Consider the following 13,997-nt stretch of genomic DNA (forward strand, 5'->3'; position numbering starts at 1 on the left):
CTGTGAGACTCCGATGCCCGCCGACACCCCCGACCTGCAAGTCCTGGATATCGAACGCAACAGCGCCAACCATCTGGCGCTTTCGCCGCTGACCTTCATCGAGCGCGCGGCGAAGGTCTATCCGGAACGCACTGCCATCGTCCATGGCGCGCTGCGCCAGAGCTGGCGCGAAACCTATGCACGCTGCCGCCGGCTGGCCAGCGGGCTGGCGCGCCTTGGGGTGCGGCCCGGCGATACGGTGGCCGTGATGGCGCCCAATATCCCCGCGCTGTACGAGGCCCATTTCGGGGTCGCCATGGCGGGCGCGGTGCTCAATGCCCTGAACACCCGGCTGGACGCCGAAACACTGTCCTTCATCCTGGATCATGGCGCCGCGGTGGTGCTGCTGACGGACCGGGAGTACGCGCCCGTCATGGCGCAGGCCTTGGCCAAGACCCGCAGGCGCATCCGCGTGGTGGACATCGACGATCCCGAATACGGCGGGCCGGGCGAACTGCTCGGGGAAATGAACTACGAAGCCCTGCTGGAGACGGGCGACGCGGCGGCCGGGTTCCCCTGGCCGGCGGACGAATGGCAGTCGCTGTGCCTGAACTACACCTCCGGCACCACCGGCAGCCCCAAGGGCGTGCTGTACCACCATCGCGGCGCCTATCTGAATGCGATGGGCAACGCCCTGGCCTGCGATATGCGCCAGCATGCGGTGTATCTCTGGACCTTGCCGATGTTCCACTGCAATGGCTGGAGCTTTCCCTGGACCATCGCGCTGCTGGCGGGAACCAATGTCTGCCTGCGGCGGGTCGAGGCCGGCGCCATTTTCGACGCCATCCAGGCGAATGGGGTCGATTATTTCTGCGCCGCGCCGGTGGTGCTGGGCATGCTCATCAACAGCCCGCCCGAAATCAAGCGGCGCGCGATCCGGCCGGTGCAGGCGCTCACCGGCGGCTCTCCGCCTCCGGCCGCCGTCATCGCGGCGATGGACGAACTGGGCATAGACGTCACGCATCTGTACGGCCTGACGGAGAGCTACGGTCCGTCGATCAGCTGTGCCTGGCACGAGGCCTGGAGCGATCTGCCGCTGGATGAGCAGGCTGCGCTGAAGGCCCGCATCGGCGTGCGCAAGCACACGATGGAACAGGTCCGCGTGCTGGATCCCGCCACGCTGGCGCCCGTGCCGCCGGACGGCGTCACCGTGGGCGAAATCATGATGCGCGGCAACACGCTCATGAAGGGCTATCTGAAGAACCCGCAGGCCACGGCGGAAGCCTTCGCCGGAGGCTGGTTCCATACCGGCGATCTGGCCGTGGTGCATCCCGACGGCTATCTGCAGGTCAAGGACCGCGCCAAGGACATCGTGATATCAGGCGGAGAGAACATCTCGACCGTCGAGGTCGAGGATGCGTTGTACGGGCATCCCGCCGTATTGGAAGCCGCCGTGGTGGCGCGGCCGGACGCCAAGTGGGGCGAGACGCCTTGCGCCTTCGTCACGCTGAAGGATGGCAGCGCCGCGACGGCGGAAGAACTGACCAGCTTCTGCCGGGGCCGCCTGGCCGGTTTCAAGGTGCCGCGCACTTTCGTGTTCGGCCCGTTGCCCAAAACCGCCACGGGCAAGATCCAGAAGTATCTGCTGCGCGAACAGGCGCGGCAGCTGTGAATTCGCCGCCGCCGGCGCGGCCCTAGGCGCGCGGCAGCAGGTCCAGCGCCTGCGCGTCGAAGCGCCGCAGATTGGGGAACACCAGCCCCAGATCCTCGCGGCTGGCGCCGAACCAGCCGCCCAGGGACGCGCCCAGCTGATCCACGGCCAGGGTCGGCAAGAGGCGGCCGTTGTCGACGAAGCCGGGGCCGTCCAGGGCGATTTCCGGATGGCTGCCGTAGTAGCGGCCGCCCTTGACCGCGCCGCCCAGTACAAAGTGATGCGAGCCCCAGCCGTGGTCGGAGCCGTTGCCGTTGGAGCCCAGGGTGCGGCCGAATTCGGATGCCGTGAACGTGGTCACCTGGTCCGCCACGCCTATCGCGGAAAGCGCCTGCTGGAACGCGGCCAGCGCCTGGCCCAGTTCCTTGAGCAGCGCGGGGTGGGTGTCGTTCAGTCCGGCGTGGTTGTCATAGCCGTTCTGCGAGACGAAGAAAACCTGGCGGCGTGCGCCCAGCGCCTGGCGCGCCGCGATGATGCGGGCGACGATTTTCAGCTGCTGCGCCAGGGGGGACGAGAACTCGCCCGGCACGGCCACGTCCGCGAGGGCTGCACGCAGGCGCCCGTCGGCGTCGATGGACTGCGCGGCGATGCGCGACATCTCGCGTTCCATCAGGTGCTCGCGCGGCTGCGTGATGAGCTGGCGCAGCAAGGCCGTGCAGGCGCTGGAGCCATACATGTCGCGGCCCAGCAGGTCTATCTGCGTGGAGCCGTTGATGCCCACGCGGTATCCGGCGATCTTGCGTCCGGCCAACAGCACGCTGCTGCCGCCCGCGGTGATGCCCGTGAAGGTGCGCTGCGCGTTGGCGTCCGCGAACAGGTCCGTCAGCCTCCCGGCCCAGCCCGACGCCGCGCCTTCCGGCGCCAGCGCCTGCCAGTACGACTGCTGGTCGTTGTGGGAAAACAGCTTGGGCGGCAGTGGCACGCGCGCGCCTATGTATTCCTGCTTGGAGGTGGGCGCAACCAGCGGACCGATGTTCAGCAGCACTGCCATGTCGCCACTTTCATACAAGGGCTTGAGCGGAGCCAGCGATGGGGCCAGCGCAAACTGGGCGCCGCCGGAAGCGGGTTCCTTGCCGCGCAGCGCCGTGGCCTGCAGGGCGTTGCGCGGCAGGGCGATGTCGGTGCGCGCCTGGGCATAGGCCTTGTAGGCGGCCGTGTCGTAGGGAACCAGCGAGTTGTAGGGGTCGTTGCCGCCGTACAGGAACACGCAGACCAGCGCCTTGTACGAGGAGGCTGGCGCTGATTGCGCCGCGGCCGCGCCCAGGGCCGCCAGGTTCAGCGCCAGTGGCGCGGCGGCGCCCGTGGCGCCCAAAGCGCAGGCGCGCAGCAGGAATTCGCGGCGGCTGGTTTGCGCGGCGTGGCGGGAATTCTTCATTTCTGCACCAGGTATTCGGGGCTGGCGGCCACCAGCATGATGGCGGCGCGCACGCGGTCGCGCGGCCGGCCCGCCGGTATCGTGGCCACGGCGCGCGCGATGCTGCCGGCGGTCTCGGCGGAATAGGCATCGCCCGCCAGCAGCAGCGCCACCCGCGCCACCAGCGCGGACGGATCCTGCGCCAGCGCGATCTCGGCGGCATAGGGCGTCTGCAGATCCTCCCACCCCCGGTCCACATAGATGGCCAGGAAGTTCAGGTAGCCGGCAATGCTGGTCTCATCGGTGATCTGCAGTTCCGGCGCCACCAGGTTCCTGCGCGCCAGCTCGGTCACCGGCGGCACGTAGCGCGGACGGAAGAAATTGAAGACGCTGGCGGATCGCATCGGGCTCTGGGCCAGCCGGATCGTGTTGTCAGTGGTGTCCGGCATGGCCCAGGCGCCGTTGTTGGAGGTCGCCCCGAAAGCCCGCGCCCAGGCCGCGAAGCGCACGATGGGTTCGCGCACCTTGCCCCAGCCGGGCGCGGCCAGGTCGGGGTTGCGCGCCTCCGGGTCCAGCAGGACGGCGCGCACCACGGCCTTCAGGTTGCCGCGCTTGCCGCTGCCGTCGTCGTTGAAGGCGGCCGACACGCGCGCGACATAGGCGCGGCTGGGATTGCTGGTGACCAGCCGCTGGATCAGCTGCGTGCCGATGAAGGGGCCCACGTTGGGATGGGCGCAGATCACTTCCATGGCGCGCTTGAGCGACAAATGACCGTCGGTGCCTGCCGGCACAACCGCGCCCAGAAAGCGCTTCTCGGCCAGCGAGTGCAGCGCATTGTTCAAGGCCATGGGGCGGCGGTGGAATTCGACGTCGGTTTCGGGGCCGTTGATGTCCCAGCCGGTGAAGACCTTGGCCAGCCCCTGCACGTCCGCGTTGGTATACGTTTCCACGGGCGCGCCGTTGACCATTCTTTTGGCGCCGTCCGGTTCCAGCTCCAGCAGTCCGATGCTGAACAACTGCATGACTTCGCGGGCATAGTTCTCGTCGGGATGGCGGCCGGTCTTGGGATCTTCCTTGCGGTTGCCGCGATAGGTCAGCATGCAGCCCATGGACAGGTTGCGCGTGACGGCCGTCAGCAGTTGCTGGTAGTTGCCCAGGGCATGCTCGGCCAGCAGGTCCATGAAACCCGCGGCGCCGAACAATGGCCAGGACGCGGTGATGGACGATACGCCCACCACGAAGATCTCCGACAGGGCAAACGCGACCCGCGTGCGGACCTGATCCGGGGCCGAGATGAACTTGCGCCACAGCGTGGATTCCAGGGGCGCGTTGATGCCGTTGCCCTTGAACTCCTCGGTGTTCTTGCGCTGCTGCAGCAGCCAGTCGAAATGGGTCTGCGACGGCGGCATGGCCAGCTGCGCGTCCAGCCAGGCCGCGTAGCCGTCGCGCACCACGGCGTCGATCTCGGCGGGCGTGGGGCCGAACGTGGCCTGCGCCAGGAAACGCGAGGCCTGGCCCGGGGTCGGTTTTGCGTGGGAAGTATCGGCGGACTGCGGCGCAGCCGCTGACGGCGTAGCGGACATGCGCGGCACCTCGTCGAATGCGAAAACCTACGGTACTGAAGCCCCGGGCAGGCTTCAATACCGTCATTCGGACGAGAGACTAGTCCTAAAGCATGAGCTTCAGACCGAACGCGTGATGCCGCCGTCGATGCGGATGTTCTGGCCGGTGATGTAGGAAGAAGCGTCGGATGCGAGGAACGCGATCAGGTCGGCGACTTCTTCGGCGGTGCCGTAGCGGCCCATCGGAATGCGCGTGCGGCGGTCTTCCTTTTCAGGCAGGCTGTCGATGAAGCCCGGCAGCACGTTGTTCATCCGTACGTTGTGTTCGGCGTACTCGTCGGCGAACACCTTGGTGAAGGCGGCCAGCCCGGCGCGGAACACGCCCGAGGTCGGGAACAGCGCTTCGGGTTCGAAGGTGGCGTAGGTCGAGATATTGACGATGGCGCCGGACTTCTGCTGCTTCATCACCGGCGCGACCAGGCGCGCGATGCGCACCACGTTCAGCAGGTAGAACTCCATGCCCAGGTGCCAGTCCTCGTCGCTGATCTCCAGCAGCGGGCCCTTGGGGCCGTGGCCGGCGCTGTTGACCACGGCATCTATCCTGCCCCATTTTTGCTGCGTGGCGTCCACCAGCCTCGCCAGGTCTTCGGGCGAGCGGTTGGATCCCGTGACGCCCAGGCCGCCCAGTTCCTGCGCCAGCGCCTCGCCCTTGCCGGAGGAGGACAGGATGGCTACGCGCCAGCCGTCAGCCGCCAGTTTGCGCGCCGCCGCCGCGCCCATGCCGCTGCCGCCGGCGGTGACGATTGCCACTTTTTCCGTGCTCATGCTCACTCCTGGTCTTGAATTATTTGGGAGCGGCCATTGTAGAAGCGGGAGCGACCCGCCACACCACATTGCCGACGTCGTCGGCCGTCAGCAGGCCGCCCTGGCGGTCTATCGCCACCCCTACCGGCCGTCCCTGGGCCTCGCCGCTTTCGTTCAGAAAGCCCGTCAGCACGTCGCGCGCCGGCCCGTCGGGCTTGCCGTCGCGAAACGGCACGAAGATGACCTTGTAGCCGCTGCGCGGATCGCGGTTCCACGAACCATGCTGGCCCACGAACATGCCGTCCGTGTAGGGCGCGGGCAGGCGCGACCCGCCCGACCAGGCCAGCCCCAGCGAGGCGGTGTGCGGGCCCAGCGCGTAGTCGGGCACGATGGCGCGCGCCACCAGGTCCGGACGCGGCGGCTGGACCCGGCTGTCGACGTGCTGGCCGAAGTAGCTATGGGGCCAGCCGTAAAAACCGCCGTCCCGCACCGAGGTCATGTAGTCGGGCACCAGGTCGCTGCCCAGTTCGTCGCGCTCGTTGACGGCCGTCCACAGCGTTTTGCCGTCGGGCGCCCAGGCCATGCCCACGGGGTTGCGCAGGCCGGTCGCGTACAGGCGTTTGTTGCCGCTGGCCACGTCGATTTCCCAGATGGCGGCGCGGCCCTCTTCGATGTCCATGCCGTTTTCGCCGACATTGCTGTTGGAGCCGACAGAGGCGTACAGCTTGCTGCCGTCGGGGCTGGCCAGCAGGTTCTTGGTCCAGTGGTGGTTCAGGCCCGCAGGCAGGTCGGTGACCTTCACGCCGGGGGCGGTGATCCGCTCCTGGCCGGTTTCGTAGGGAAAGCGCAGCACGGCGTCGGCGTTGGCGACGTATAACTGATTGCCGATCAAGGCCATGCCGAAGGGCGAGTTCAGGCCGTCGAGCAATACGCTGCGCGTTTCGGCGATGCCGTCGTGGTCGGCATCGCGCAGCAGGGTGATGCGGTTTGCGCTGGGGGTCCTGGCGCCGGCGCGTTTCATCACCAGGCCGGCGACCCAGGCCTTGAAGCCGCCGGAAGCCGACTCGGGCTTGGGCGGCGCGTTGGTCTCGGCCACCAGCACGTCGCCGTTGGGCAGCACGTACAGCCAGCGCGGATGATCCAGGCCGCTGGCGTACGCCGTTACCGACAGCCCGTTGGCTGCGACGGGCTGTGCGCCCGCGGGCCAGCCCACGGCCTTGGCCGTCTTCACGGTGGGTATGGTGGTGGGATTGGGGGCGGGCAGTTGAGGCGACGGGCCCATGCCGGCTTCGACCGGCAAGGTGGCCATTTCGCCGCAGGCGTTGAGAGTGGCGGCGGCCATCACGGCGGCCAGCAGAATGCGGGGGGTGGGCATGACGCATGCTCCGGGGGCGGTGAGGTCCATCATACGCTTGGACCTCCGTAGCCCCGGCGCGCTCAACGCATCTGGAACGCTTCCTGATGCCAGCGCACGGGCTTGGCGCCCAGCTTGCGCAGGCCGCGCCTGAGCGCGTCGGCCAGGCCGGCGGGTCCGCAGAACCAGACGTCGGCGACACGGCCCGCGGCCACCTCGCCCTGCGCCAGTGCTCCAGCCGTCAGCGTATCGCCGTCGTGCGCGCTATGGATGGCGAGCGTCACGCCGTCCAGCGCGGCGCAGCGTTCCTTGAGCAGCGGCACGAAAGGATCTGCCGAGGCATCGCGCACGCAATAGTGCAGCCACACGCGCGGCGTTGGCGCTTGTCCTTCCTGCAGGGCTTCCAGCCATGCGAGGAAAGGGGTGACGCCTATGCCGCCCGCCACCCAGACCTGCGATGCTGCGGCAGCGTCCGGCTCCAGTTGAAAGCGCCCATAGGGGCCTTCGACGGCGACCGGCTGGCCGATGCGCAGCGTGCGCGCCAGGCCGCGGGTGTAGTCGCCCAGCGCCTTGATCTGGAACGTGACGCGAGATTCGCCCGCCACGGGGGCGCTGGCGATGGTGTAGGGATGGGCGCCTTCCTTGCGGTCGAACGTGACGAAGGCGAACTGTCCCGCCTGATGCTCCCGCCAATTGGCGTCGAGTTCGCAGCTGACCTCCAGGATATCGCCTGGCTGGTGCGCCAGCGACACGATCCTGCCTTGCGCGCGGCGGCCGCTGCCCACGCGTCCCAGCAGCGCCACCAGCGCGGCATAAGAACCGGCGGCCAGCAGCGGAATCAACAGCAGGCCGACCGGACCGCTCCAGTAGCGCGCGGGAGCCAGCGCTGCCGTGTGGAACGCCAGCGCCAGGAACAGCACAGGCATCGCGCGGTGCAGGAGACGCCAGCCCCGGTAGGGAAAGCGCCGCCACAAGGTGATTGCGAGCATCGCCAGCAGCAGGTAGATCGACCACTCGCCCAGGTCCTTGGCCAGGCCGCGCGAGCTTTCGAACAGCGTCAGCACGACGTCGCGGGCGGGGCGGTTGCCCGCGTCCGCCAGGCTCTTCAAGGGGCCGCTGGCCAGCTTCAGCAACCAATGCGCGGCGCCGGCTGATACTGCGAGGATTCCGGCCCATTTGTGCAACCGGTATATCTTGTCCATGCCGCCCAGCGGGCGTTCCAGCCACGCGGGCCGCAGCGCCAGCAGCATGATCAATGCCATCAGTCCGATGGACCAGACGCCGGTGAGGTAGAGGCCCTGCTGGCGCGCCACCCAGTACCAGGCGCCGGTGGCCGGCGGCTGCAGGATGAACGCGTCCAGGCCCCAGGCCAGGGTCAGGACTAGCAAAAAGCCGCCTATGGCGGCGCCGGTTCCTATCGGTTTCATGATGGTGTCCATGTCGGGACGCTCGGCCCGCCGGTTGCGGGCGGAGCGGGGTAGGCGCGTAGGCGCCGGCGCTTCAGTCCTTGATGCGGCTGCGCAGGACGGCGCCGCTCTGGGCGTCGACCCGCAGCTTCACGCGCTGGCCTTGCGCGTTGTCGGCCTTGACGTCGTAGCGGCCGTGCTCGAGCTCGATCTCGGTGATGTTGCGATAGCCCGCGGCGGTCAGCGTGTCGTAGATCTGGCGCACGGTCAGCGTCGCGTTGGCGGGGGCCGTGGCGGCGGGCTGGGCCGGCGCCGGGGCGGTCGTCTGGGCGTGCACGGCGGCGGCGCCGGTCAGGGTTGCGGCGCCAAGCGCCAGGGCGGCCAGGGTGTTGCGGATTGCGGTCATGGAATGGCTCCTAGGTTGTTGCGGGTTGCCGGAATGGCGACCATGACCGCATTATTCGGGTGTGCGGATGAACCAATTCTGAAGCTGCCGTTCACGTGCCGTTCATTTTTCCGGCGCTATAACTGGGCGGACAATCGCCTCTTATGGCGGACCCCGAATGCGAAAGAAACCATGACCCGACGAACTCGTACCCGAATCTGGCTGTCCTGCGGCGCGCTGATGCTGGCGCTGGCCGCGGGCCCCAACGCGGGCCTGGCCGATGAAAGCGACCACGAACAAGCGCGCCAGGCCTTGCAGGCCGGCAAGGTGCTGCCCCTGCGTTCGGTGCTGGACATCGTCGAACGCGACTATCCTGGGCAGGTGGTCAAGGTCGAGTTCGAAGAGGACGACGGCGAGTTCATCTACGAGATCCGGCTGCTGCAAAGCGGCGGCCGGCTGGTCAAGCTGAAGATCGACGCGCGCGACGGCAAGGTGCTGGGCGTGAAGGGGCGCGACATCCAATTCCGGGACAAGCACTGATGCGCATACTCGTGGTTGAAGACGAGCCGACCCTGGCCACGCAGTTGGCCGATGCCTTGCGCCAAGCGGGCTATACCGTCGACACCGCCGCGGACGGCGGAACGGCCCAGTACATGGGCGCGGTCGAGACCTACGACGTGGTGGTGCTGGACCTGGGCCTGCCGGTCATGGACGGCCTCACCGTGCTCAAGCAGTGGCGCGCGGGCGGCCAGGGCATGCCGGTGCTGATCCTCACGGCGCGCGACAACTGGCACGAGAAGGTCGCCGGCATCGATGCCGGCGCCGACGATTACCTGACCAAGCCCTTCCACATGGAAGAGCTGCTGGCGCGGGTGCGGGCGCTCTTGCGCCGCTCCAGCAACCACGCCAGCGCGCAATGGCGCTGCGGTCCGCTGATGCTGGACATGCGGCAGGCCAAGGTCACGGTGGACGGCCAGGCGCTGTCCCTGACCAGCCATGAATTCAAGGTGCTGGCCGTGCTGATGCAACGCGCGGGCGAAGTGATTTCGCGCAGCGAGCTGACCGAGCACGTCTACGCCCAGGACAATGACCGTGACTCCAACACCATCGATGTGTTCATCGCGCGGCTGCGCAAGAAACTGCCGCCCGATACCATCGAAACCGTGCGCGGCCTGGGTTACCGCCTGGCCTGCGCCGCATGATGCCGCAGCGCGCGCGCGCGCCCGGCTCGCTGCGCTGGCGCCTGCTGGCCGGCACGCTGGCCTGGATCCTGGTCACGGTGGTGCTGGCCGGCTGGGGCTTGGGCAGCTTGTTCCGCCAGCACATCACCGAGCAGCTGCGCGCCGAGCTGACCCTGCACCTGAACCAGCTGACGGCCGCGGTGAACACGGCTCCGGACGGTCGCCTGGTGGTCTCGCCGCCCTTGAGCGATCCACGCCTGGAGCAACCGCTATCAGGCCTGTATTGGCAAATCGACCGGCTCGACGAACAGGGCCGTCCGGCGGCCGTGGGCGCGGCGCGCTCGCGTTCGCTCTGGGATCAGGTGCTGGAGTTGCCCGCCGCGGACAGCGCCGACGGGGTGTATGAAATCGCGGGGCCGGAAAAGCACAGGCTGACCGCCTTGACGCGCACGCTGGAACCGGCCGAGACCGAGGCAGCGCCGTTGCGCCTGATCGTGGCGGCCGACAGCCAGGTGCTGGCGGAGCCGATCGAGCGCTTCAATCACATGCTGTTGATTTCGCTAGGCGCGCTGGCGGCAGGCTTGACGCTGGCGGCCGTGGTCCAGGTCCTGGTCGGGTTGCGGCCGCTGGCCAGGCTCAGGCGGCAGCTCGCCGGGCAGCACGGGGGCGCCAGCGTGCGCATCGAAGGCCGCTTTCCCAGCGAAATCCAGCCGCTCGTCGACGACTTCAATCGCGTCCTGGACGTCAATGCCGACATGGTGCAGCGCGCGCGCACGCAGGCCGGCAATCTGGCGCATGCGGTGAAGACGCCGCTGACGATTCTGGGCAATGCCGCGGCGCGCGAGGAAGGGCCGCTGGCGGCGCTGGTACAGGAGCAGGTCGGCATGGCGCGCCGCCAGATCGACTATCACCTGGCGCGCGCCCGCGCCGCCGCCGCGTCTGGCGCGGCCGACAGCCGCACACCGCTGCGCAAACCCATCGAGGGGCTGCTGCGCGTCATGCAGCGCTTGTATGCGCAGCGCGGACTGCTGCTGGAAATGCCGGAATTTGCCGAGGGCCTGGTATTCCGCGGCGAAGAACAGGATCTGCAGGAGATGGTTGGCAACCTGCTGGACAACGCCTGCAAATGGGCCGAGCGCCAGGTGCAGGTCAGCGCAAGCGCCGCCGGCCAGGGCCAGTTGCTCATCCAGATCGACGATGACGGCCCGGGTATAGCCGACGAGGAACGCGAGCGCATCTTCCTGCGCGGCGTGCGCATGGACGAGCAGCGTCCCGGATCGGGCCTGGGCCTGGACATCGTGCGCGACCTGGCCAGCACCTATGGCGGCCAGGCGCAAGCCGAGCGTTCGCCGCTGGGCGGCTTGAGGGTGTCGTTGTGGCTGCCGGCCGCCTGAGGCCGGCGCCCGGGGTTCACTTGACCAGCGTCACCGGCGCTTCGGCCAGTTGCAGCACCTGATTGGCGACCGAGCCGATCAGGATGTTCGTCAGCGAGCCGTTGCCGCGCGTGCCCATGACGATGCGGGCGCAGCCGTGGTCCTGGGCGTAGCCGGCGATTTCCGTGGCCGCGTGGCCAAACGCCACGTGGCTGGTGTAGTCGGCGCCGGTCACGTCCAGCAGTTTGCGCGCCTCGTCCGCGGACTCCTGGCCTTCGCGCAGGTAGAACTCGTCGATCATGTCCTGCGTGATCAGGCGTGACAGGCCCGCGCGGCCTTGCACGGGCGTCTGGACGTTGAGCAGATGGATGCGGGCGGCGCCGGCGCCTTGGGCGAGCTGGCGGGCGTACAGGACGGCGCGGTTGGCGTTGTCGGAGCCGTCGACAGGGACCAGGATGTTCAGCATGGATGCTCCTTGACGGTTACTTGACCAGGGTGACGGGCAACTCCGTCAGATGCAGGACGCGGGTCGCGACCGAACCCAGGAACCAGGACGACACCGAGCCCAACCCGCGCGAGCCCATGTAGATTTCGTCCGCGCCGGATTCGCCGGCTACGCGCACGATGGTCTCGGCGGCGGCGCCTATTTCGATGTGGGTCTGGAAGGGCACGCCGGCCTGGGTCAGCAGTTCGCTGGCTGCCTGCAGCGCGTTGCGGCCTTCTTCCTCGTGATAGGCGTCGATCTCGGCTTGCGACAGGCCGCGGCCGATCTTGCCGGCTTTCAGGGGGATCTGGACCGTGAGGAGCTCCACGCGTTCGATGGGGTCGTAGCTGCGGGCGTCGAGCAGGGCTTGGACCGCATGGACGGCGGGCTGCGAGCCGTCCACGGGGATCAGGATGCGTTTCATGAGCGTCTCCTTGTGCGCGCCGCGGGCGGCGTTGTAGTCCACTGTATCCGAATTATTCGCCGAATCGGACAGGCGCGTCATGCGCAGGATCAAACCGGGCGCAATCAGCGCGCGCCGCCGGGCGGCGGACTCGGCGCGGGATCAGCGCCAGCGCGGCTCCAGGACGTGCGCGGCCGGGGCCTGCCCGAGCAGCCGTGCGGCGAGAGTGCTCAATGCCTCGGCCGAGCCGCTGGTCTCCAGGCGCAATCCGCCCGGACCGTCGGCGCGCAACAGGCCGCGTTCCTGCAACTGGTGGCGCAGCCGGCGCGCCACGGGCGCGCCCGTCTCCAGCAGCGGCACGTCGGCGCCAGCGGCCGCCTGGATCGCGTCGCGCAGGAAGGGAAAGTGGGTGCAGCCCAGCACCAGCACGTCGGCGCCGGCCTCGCGTAGCTCAGCCACGGGAGCGCGCACCGCGGCTTCGGCCTCGGGGCCGCTGAGCACGCCGTGCTCCACCAGCCGTACCCACTCGGGGCAGGGCCTGAACAGGATGCGGACTTCGGGCGCCTCGCGCCGGACCAGCGCGGCGAATTTGGGGCTGGCCAGAGTGCCGGTGGTGGCGAATACGCCGACCACGCCGCTCGTGGTCAGGTGCGCGGCGGGCTTGATGGCCGGCTCCACGCCGATGATGATCAGTTGCGGATGGCGCAGGCGCAGCTGGGCGATGGCGGCCGCGGTGGCGGTATTGCAGGCCACCACCATGGCCTTGGCCTGGCGCGACACGAAGTAATCGGCAATCGTGCTGGCGCGCTGCTCGACGTAGTCCTGCGTTTTTTCGCCATAGGGCACGTGGGCGGAGTCGGCCACGTACAGCAGGGATTCGTGGGGCAGGGCGTCGCGGATGGCGCGCAGCACGCTCAGCCCGCCGACGCCGGAGTCGTAGATGCCTATGGGTGAATCTGGGAACATGGCTGCAATGCGGAGTGCGGGGTGCCGGGCAGTGTAGCGCTGCGCGCTCAGGCCGGCGATTCCTCGCGCTGCCGCCGCGCCTCGCCGATCAGCTTGCGGGCCGCGCCGGAGAGCGCTTCGTCGCGCCAGATCAGGTTCAGCGGCGCGCGCAGTTCCGCGGGCTGGGCCAGGTTGACGTAGACCACGCCTTCGATGTTCACGCGGCGCAGCGACGCCGGCACCAGCGACACGCCCAGGCCGGCTGCCACCAGGCTCAGGGTGGACAGCATGCGCGGCGCTTCCTGGGCCACGCGCGGGCTGAAACCGGCGGCGCCGCAGGCCGCAATGATGGCGTCGTACAGGCCTGGCCCGCTGTGGCGGCGGTAGAGGATCAGCGATTCGTCGGCCAGTTCCGACAGCGCGATGCGCTTGCGCGGCCGGCCCTTGACGGTTGGGTGGTCGGCGGGAAACGCGGCCAGCATGGGCTCTTCCAGCACGGTTTCCACCACCACGCCCGGGCCCAGGCCATAGGGACCGCGGATGAATGCCACGTCCACGCGGCCCGCGCCCACGGCCTCCATGAGTTCGCCGGTGCTGCTTTCCTCCAGCACCAGCCGCACATTGGGCGCCGTTTCGCGGAAGCGGCGGATGACGGACGGCACGAAGGGATGGAACGCCGCGGACCCGGTGAAGCCCACGGTCAGGCGCCCGGCTTCGCCCTGCGACACGCGCCGCACGCCTTCCACGGCCTGGTCCACCAGGGCCACGATATTGCGCGCGTCGTCCAGCAGCGCGCGGCCGCTTTCGGTCAGCTCCATGCCGCGCGGCAGGCGGTGGAACAGCGTCACGCCCAGTTCCTGCTCCAGCACGCGGATCTGCTGGCTGAGCGGCGGCTGGCGTATGCCCAGCCGCGCCGCGGCCTTGGTCAGATGGGATTCCTCGGCCACGGCCAGGAAGTAGCGCAACAGCCTCAAGTCTACAGATGCCATATTCAACCGATATGAATATATAGATAGTCATATATTAGACATTATCCAAGGCGAAGAGTAGGCTGCA

14 protein-coding genes are annotated in these 13,997 nt (G+C 68.6%); 4 read left to right on the forward strand and 10 right to left on the reverse strand.

The annotated features are described in order from the left end of the window. Positions 1–13 precede the first annotated feature (13 nt). Positions 14–1,651: an acyl-CoA synthetase gene (locus IB268_RS06885; RefSeq protein ID WP_119449237.1), complete on the forward strand. Its 1,638-nt coding sequence runs from the start codon at positions 14–16 to the stop codon at positions 1,649–1,651. A gap of 22 nt (positions 1,652–1,673) precedes the next feature. On the opposite strand, the gene IB268_RS06890 is transcribed toward IB268_RS06885, so the two are convergent. From IB268_RS06890 to IB268_RS06915, 6 genes are all read right to left on the reverse strand, one after another. Continuing rightward, positions 1,674–3,065 carry a DUF1501 domain-containing protein gene (locus tag IB268_RS06890; RefSeq protein ID WP_054451598.1) on the reverse strand — a complete coding sequence of 464 codons (1,392 nt, stop codon included), beginning with the start codon at positions 3,063–3,065 and terminating at the stop codon, positions 1,674–1,676. Beyond that, positions 3,062–4,627, reverse strand: coding sequence for a DUF1800 family protein (locus IB268_RS06895; protein WP_175163728.1), 1,566 nt, complete (start codon positions 4,625–4,627; stop codon positions 3,062–3,064). Before IB268_RS06895 ends, IB268_RS06890 begins: the two co-directional genes overlap by 4 nt. Positions 4,628–4,726: 99 nt before the next feature. Beyond that, positions 4,727–5,431, reverse strand: a complete 705-nt coding sequence (locus tag IB268_RS06900; protein WP_119449239.1) for an SDR family oxidoreductase — start codon at positions 5,429–5,431, stop codon at positions 4,727–4,729. Positions 5,432–5,450: 19 nt separating this feature from the next. Further along, entirely contained in the window at positions 5,451–6,785 is a 1,335-nt protein-coding gene (locus IB268_RS06905; protein WP_192354014.1) for a sorbosone dehydrogenase family protein, read from the reverse strand. A 62-nt stretch (positions 6,786–6,847) separates the two neighbouring features. Then, the gene (locus IB268_RS06910) at positions 6,848–8,191 is read right to left on the reverse strand and encodes a ferric reductase-like transmembrane domain-containing protein (protein ID WP_225591302.1); all 1,344 of its coding nucleotides are present in this window, start codon (positions 8,189–8,191) and stop codon (positions 6,848–6,850) included. Between the two features lie 73 nt (positions 8,192–8,264). Then, positions 8,265–8,576: a PepSY domain-containing protein gene (locus IB268_RS06915; protein ID WP_119449242.1), complete on the reverse strand. Its 312-nt coding sequence runs from the start codon at positions 8,574–8,576 to the stop codon at positions 8,265–8,267. A 171-nt stretch (positions 8,577–8,747) separates the two neighbouring features. Here IB268_RS06915 and IB268_RS06920 point away from each other — a divergent pair, with 171 nt between their 5' ends. Genes IB268_RS06920 through IB268_RS06930 form a run of 3 tightly spaced genes read left to right on the forward strand, consistent with a single transcriptional unit; the run spans position 8,748 to position 11,130 of the window. Further along, entirely contained in the window at positions 8,748–9,095 is a 348-nt protein-coding gene (locus IB268_RS06920; RefSeq protein WP_192354015.1) for a PepSY domain-containing protein, read from the forward strand. Next, the gene (locus tag IB268_RS06925) at positions 9,095–9,757 is read left to right on the forward strand and encodes a response regulator transcription factor (RefSeq protein ID WP_192354016.1); all 663 of its coding nucleotides are present in this window, start codon (positions 9,095–9,097) and stop codon (positions 9,755–9,757) included. The genes IB268_RS06920 and IB268_RS06925 overlap by 1 nt, the downstream gene beginning before the upstream one ends. Continuing rightward, entirely contained in the window at positions 9,754–11,130 is a 1,377-nt protein-coding gene (locus IB268_RS06930) for a sensor histidine kinase (RefSeq protein WP_054451591.1), read from the forward strand. The genes IB268_RS06925 and IB268_RS06930 overlap by 4 nt, the downstream gene beginning before the upstream one ends. Positions 11,131–11,146: 16 nt before the next feature. Here the strand turns inward: IB268_RS06930 and IB268_RS06935 are convergent, their stop codons facing one another. The 4 genes from IB268_RS06935 to IB268_RS06950 all read right to left on the reverse strand — a co-directional run bounded on the left by IB268_RS06935 (position 11,147) and on the right by IB268_RS06950 (position 13,930). Then, complete coding sequence (locus IB268_RS06935) at positions 11,147–11,575, reverse strand: universal stress protein (protein ID WP_192354017.1); 429 nt, start codon at positions 11,573–11,575, stop codon at positions 11,147–11,149. Positions 11,576–11,591: 16 nt separating this feature from the next. Beyond that, positions 11,592–12,017, reverse strand: coding sequence for a universal stress protein (locus IB268_RS06940; protein ID WP_054452244.1), 426 nt, complete (start codon positions 12,015–12,017; stop codon positions 11,592–11,594). Between the two features lie 141 nt (positions 12,018–12,158). Continuing rightward, a complete protein-coding gene (gene murI, locus IB268_RS06945) occupies positions 12,159–12,962 on the reverse strand; it encodes a glutamate racemase (protein ID WP_119449245.1) in 804 nt (267 codons plus the stop codon). 47 nt (positions 12,963–13,009) lie between these two features. Then, positions 13,010–13,930 (reverse strand): LysR substrate-binding domain-containing protein, encoded by a 921-nt coding sequence (locus IB268_RS06950; RefSeq protein WP_119449246.1) that lies wholly within the window; start codon positions 13,928–13,930, stop codon positions 13,010–13,012. Positions 13,931–13,997 lie beyond the last annotated feature (67 nt).

The sequence above is a fragment of the Achromobacter sp. ACM01 genome (genome assembly GCF_014851745.1).
GTDB classification, from domain to species: Bacteria; Pseudomonadota; Gammaproteobacteria; order Burkholderiales; family Burkholderiaceae_B; genus Achromobacter; species Achromobacter aegrifaciens.

Bases quoted from the DNA above. Each gene is read 5' to 3' on its own strand.
- murI (WP_119449245.1), bottom strand. From the start codon at position 12,962: ATGTTCCCAGATTCACCCATAGGCATCTACGACTCCGGCGTCGGCGGG.
- IB268_RS06915 (WP_119449242.1), bottom strand. From the start codon at position 8,576: ATGACCGCAATCCGCAACACCCTGGCCGCCCTGGCGCTTGGCGCCGCA.
- IB268_RS06895 (WP_175163728.1), bottom strand. From the start codon at position 4,627: ATGTCCGCTACGCCGTCAGCGGCTGCGCCGCAGTCCGCCGATACTTCC.
- IB268_RS06900 (WP_119449239.1), bottom strand. From the start codon at position 5,431: ATGAGCACGGAAAAAGTGGCAATCGTCACCGCCGGCGGCAGCGGCATG.
- IB268_RS06885 (WP_119449237.1), top strand. From the start codon at position 14: ATGCCCGCCGACACCCCCGACCTGCAAGTCCTGGATATCGAACGCAAC.
- IB268_RS06925 (WP_192354016.1), top strand. From the start codon at position 9,095: ATGCGCATACTCGTGGTTGAAGACGAGCCGACCCTGGCCACGCAGTTG.
- IB268_RS06890 (WP_054451598.1), bottom strand. From the start codon at position 3,065: ATGAAGAATTCCCGCCACGCCGCGCAAACCAGCCGCCGCGAATTCCTG.
- IB268_RS06935 (WP_192354017.1), bottom strand. From the start codon at position 11,575: ATGCTGAACATCCTGGTCCCTGTCGACGGCTCCGACAACGCCAACCGC.
- IB268_RS06910 (WP_225591302.1), bottom strand. From the start codon at position 8,191: ATGAAACCGATAGGAACCGGCGCCGCCATAGGCGGCTTTTTGCTAGTC.
- IB268_RS06950 (WP_119449246.1), bottom strand. From the start codon at position 13,930: ATGGCATCTGTAGACTTGAGGCTGTTGCGCTACTTCCTGGCCGTGGCC.
- IB268_RS06940 (WP_054452244.1), bottom strand. From the start codon at position 12,017: ATGAAACGCATCCTGATCCCCGTGGACGGCTCGCAGCCCGCCGTCCAT.
- IB268_RS06905 (WP_192354014.1), bottom strand. From the start codon at position 6,785: ATGCCCACCCCCCGCATTCTGCTGGCCGCCGTGATGGCCGCCGCCACT.
- IB268_RS06920 (WP_192354015.1), top strand. From the start codon at position 8,748: ATGACCCGACGAACTCGTACCCGAATCTGGCTGTCCTGCGGCGCGCTG.
- IB268_RS06930 (WP_054451591.1), top strand. From the start codon at position 9,754: ATGATGCCGCAGCGCGCGCGCGCGCCCGGCTCGCTGCGCTGGCGCCTG.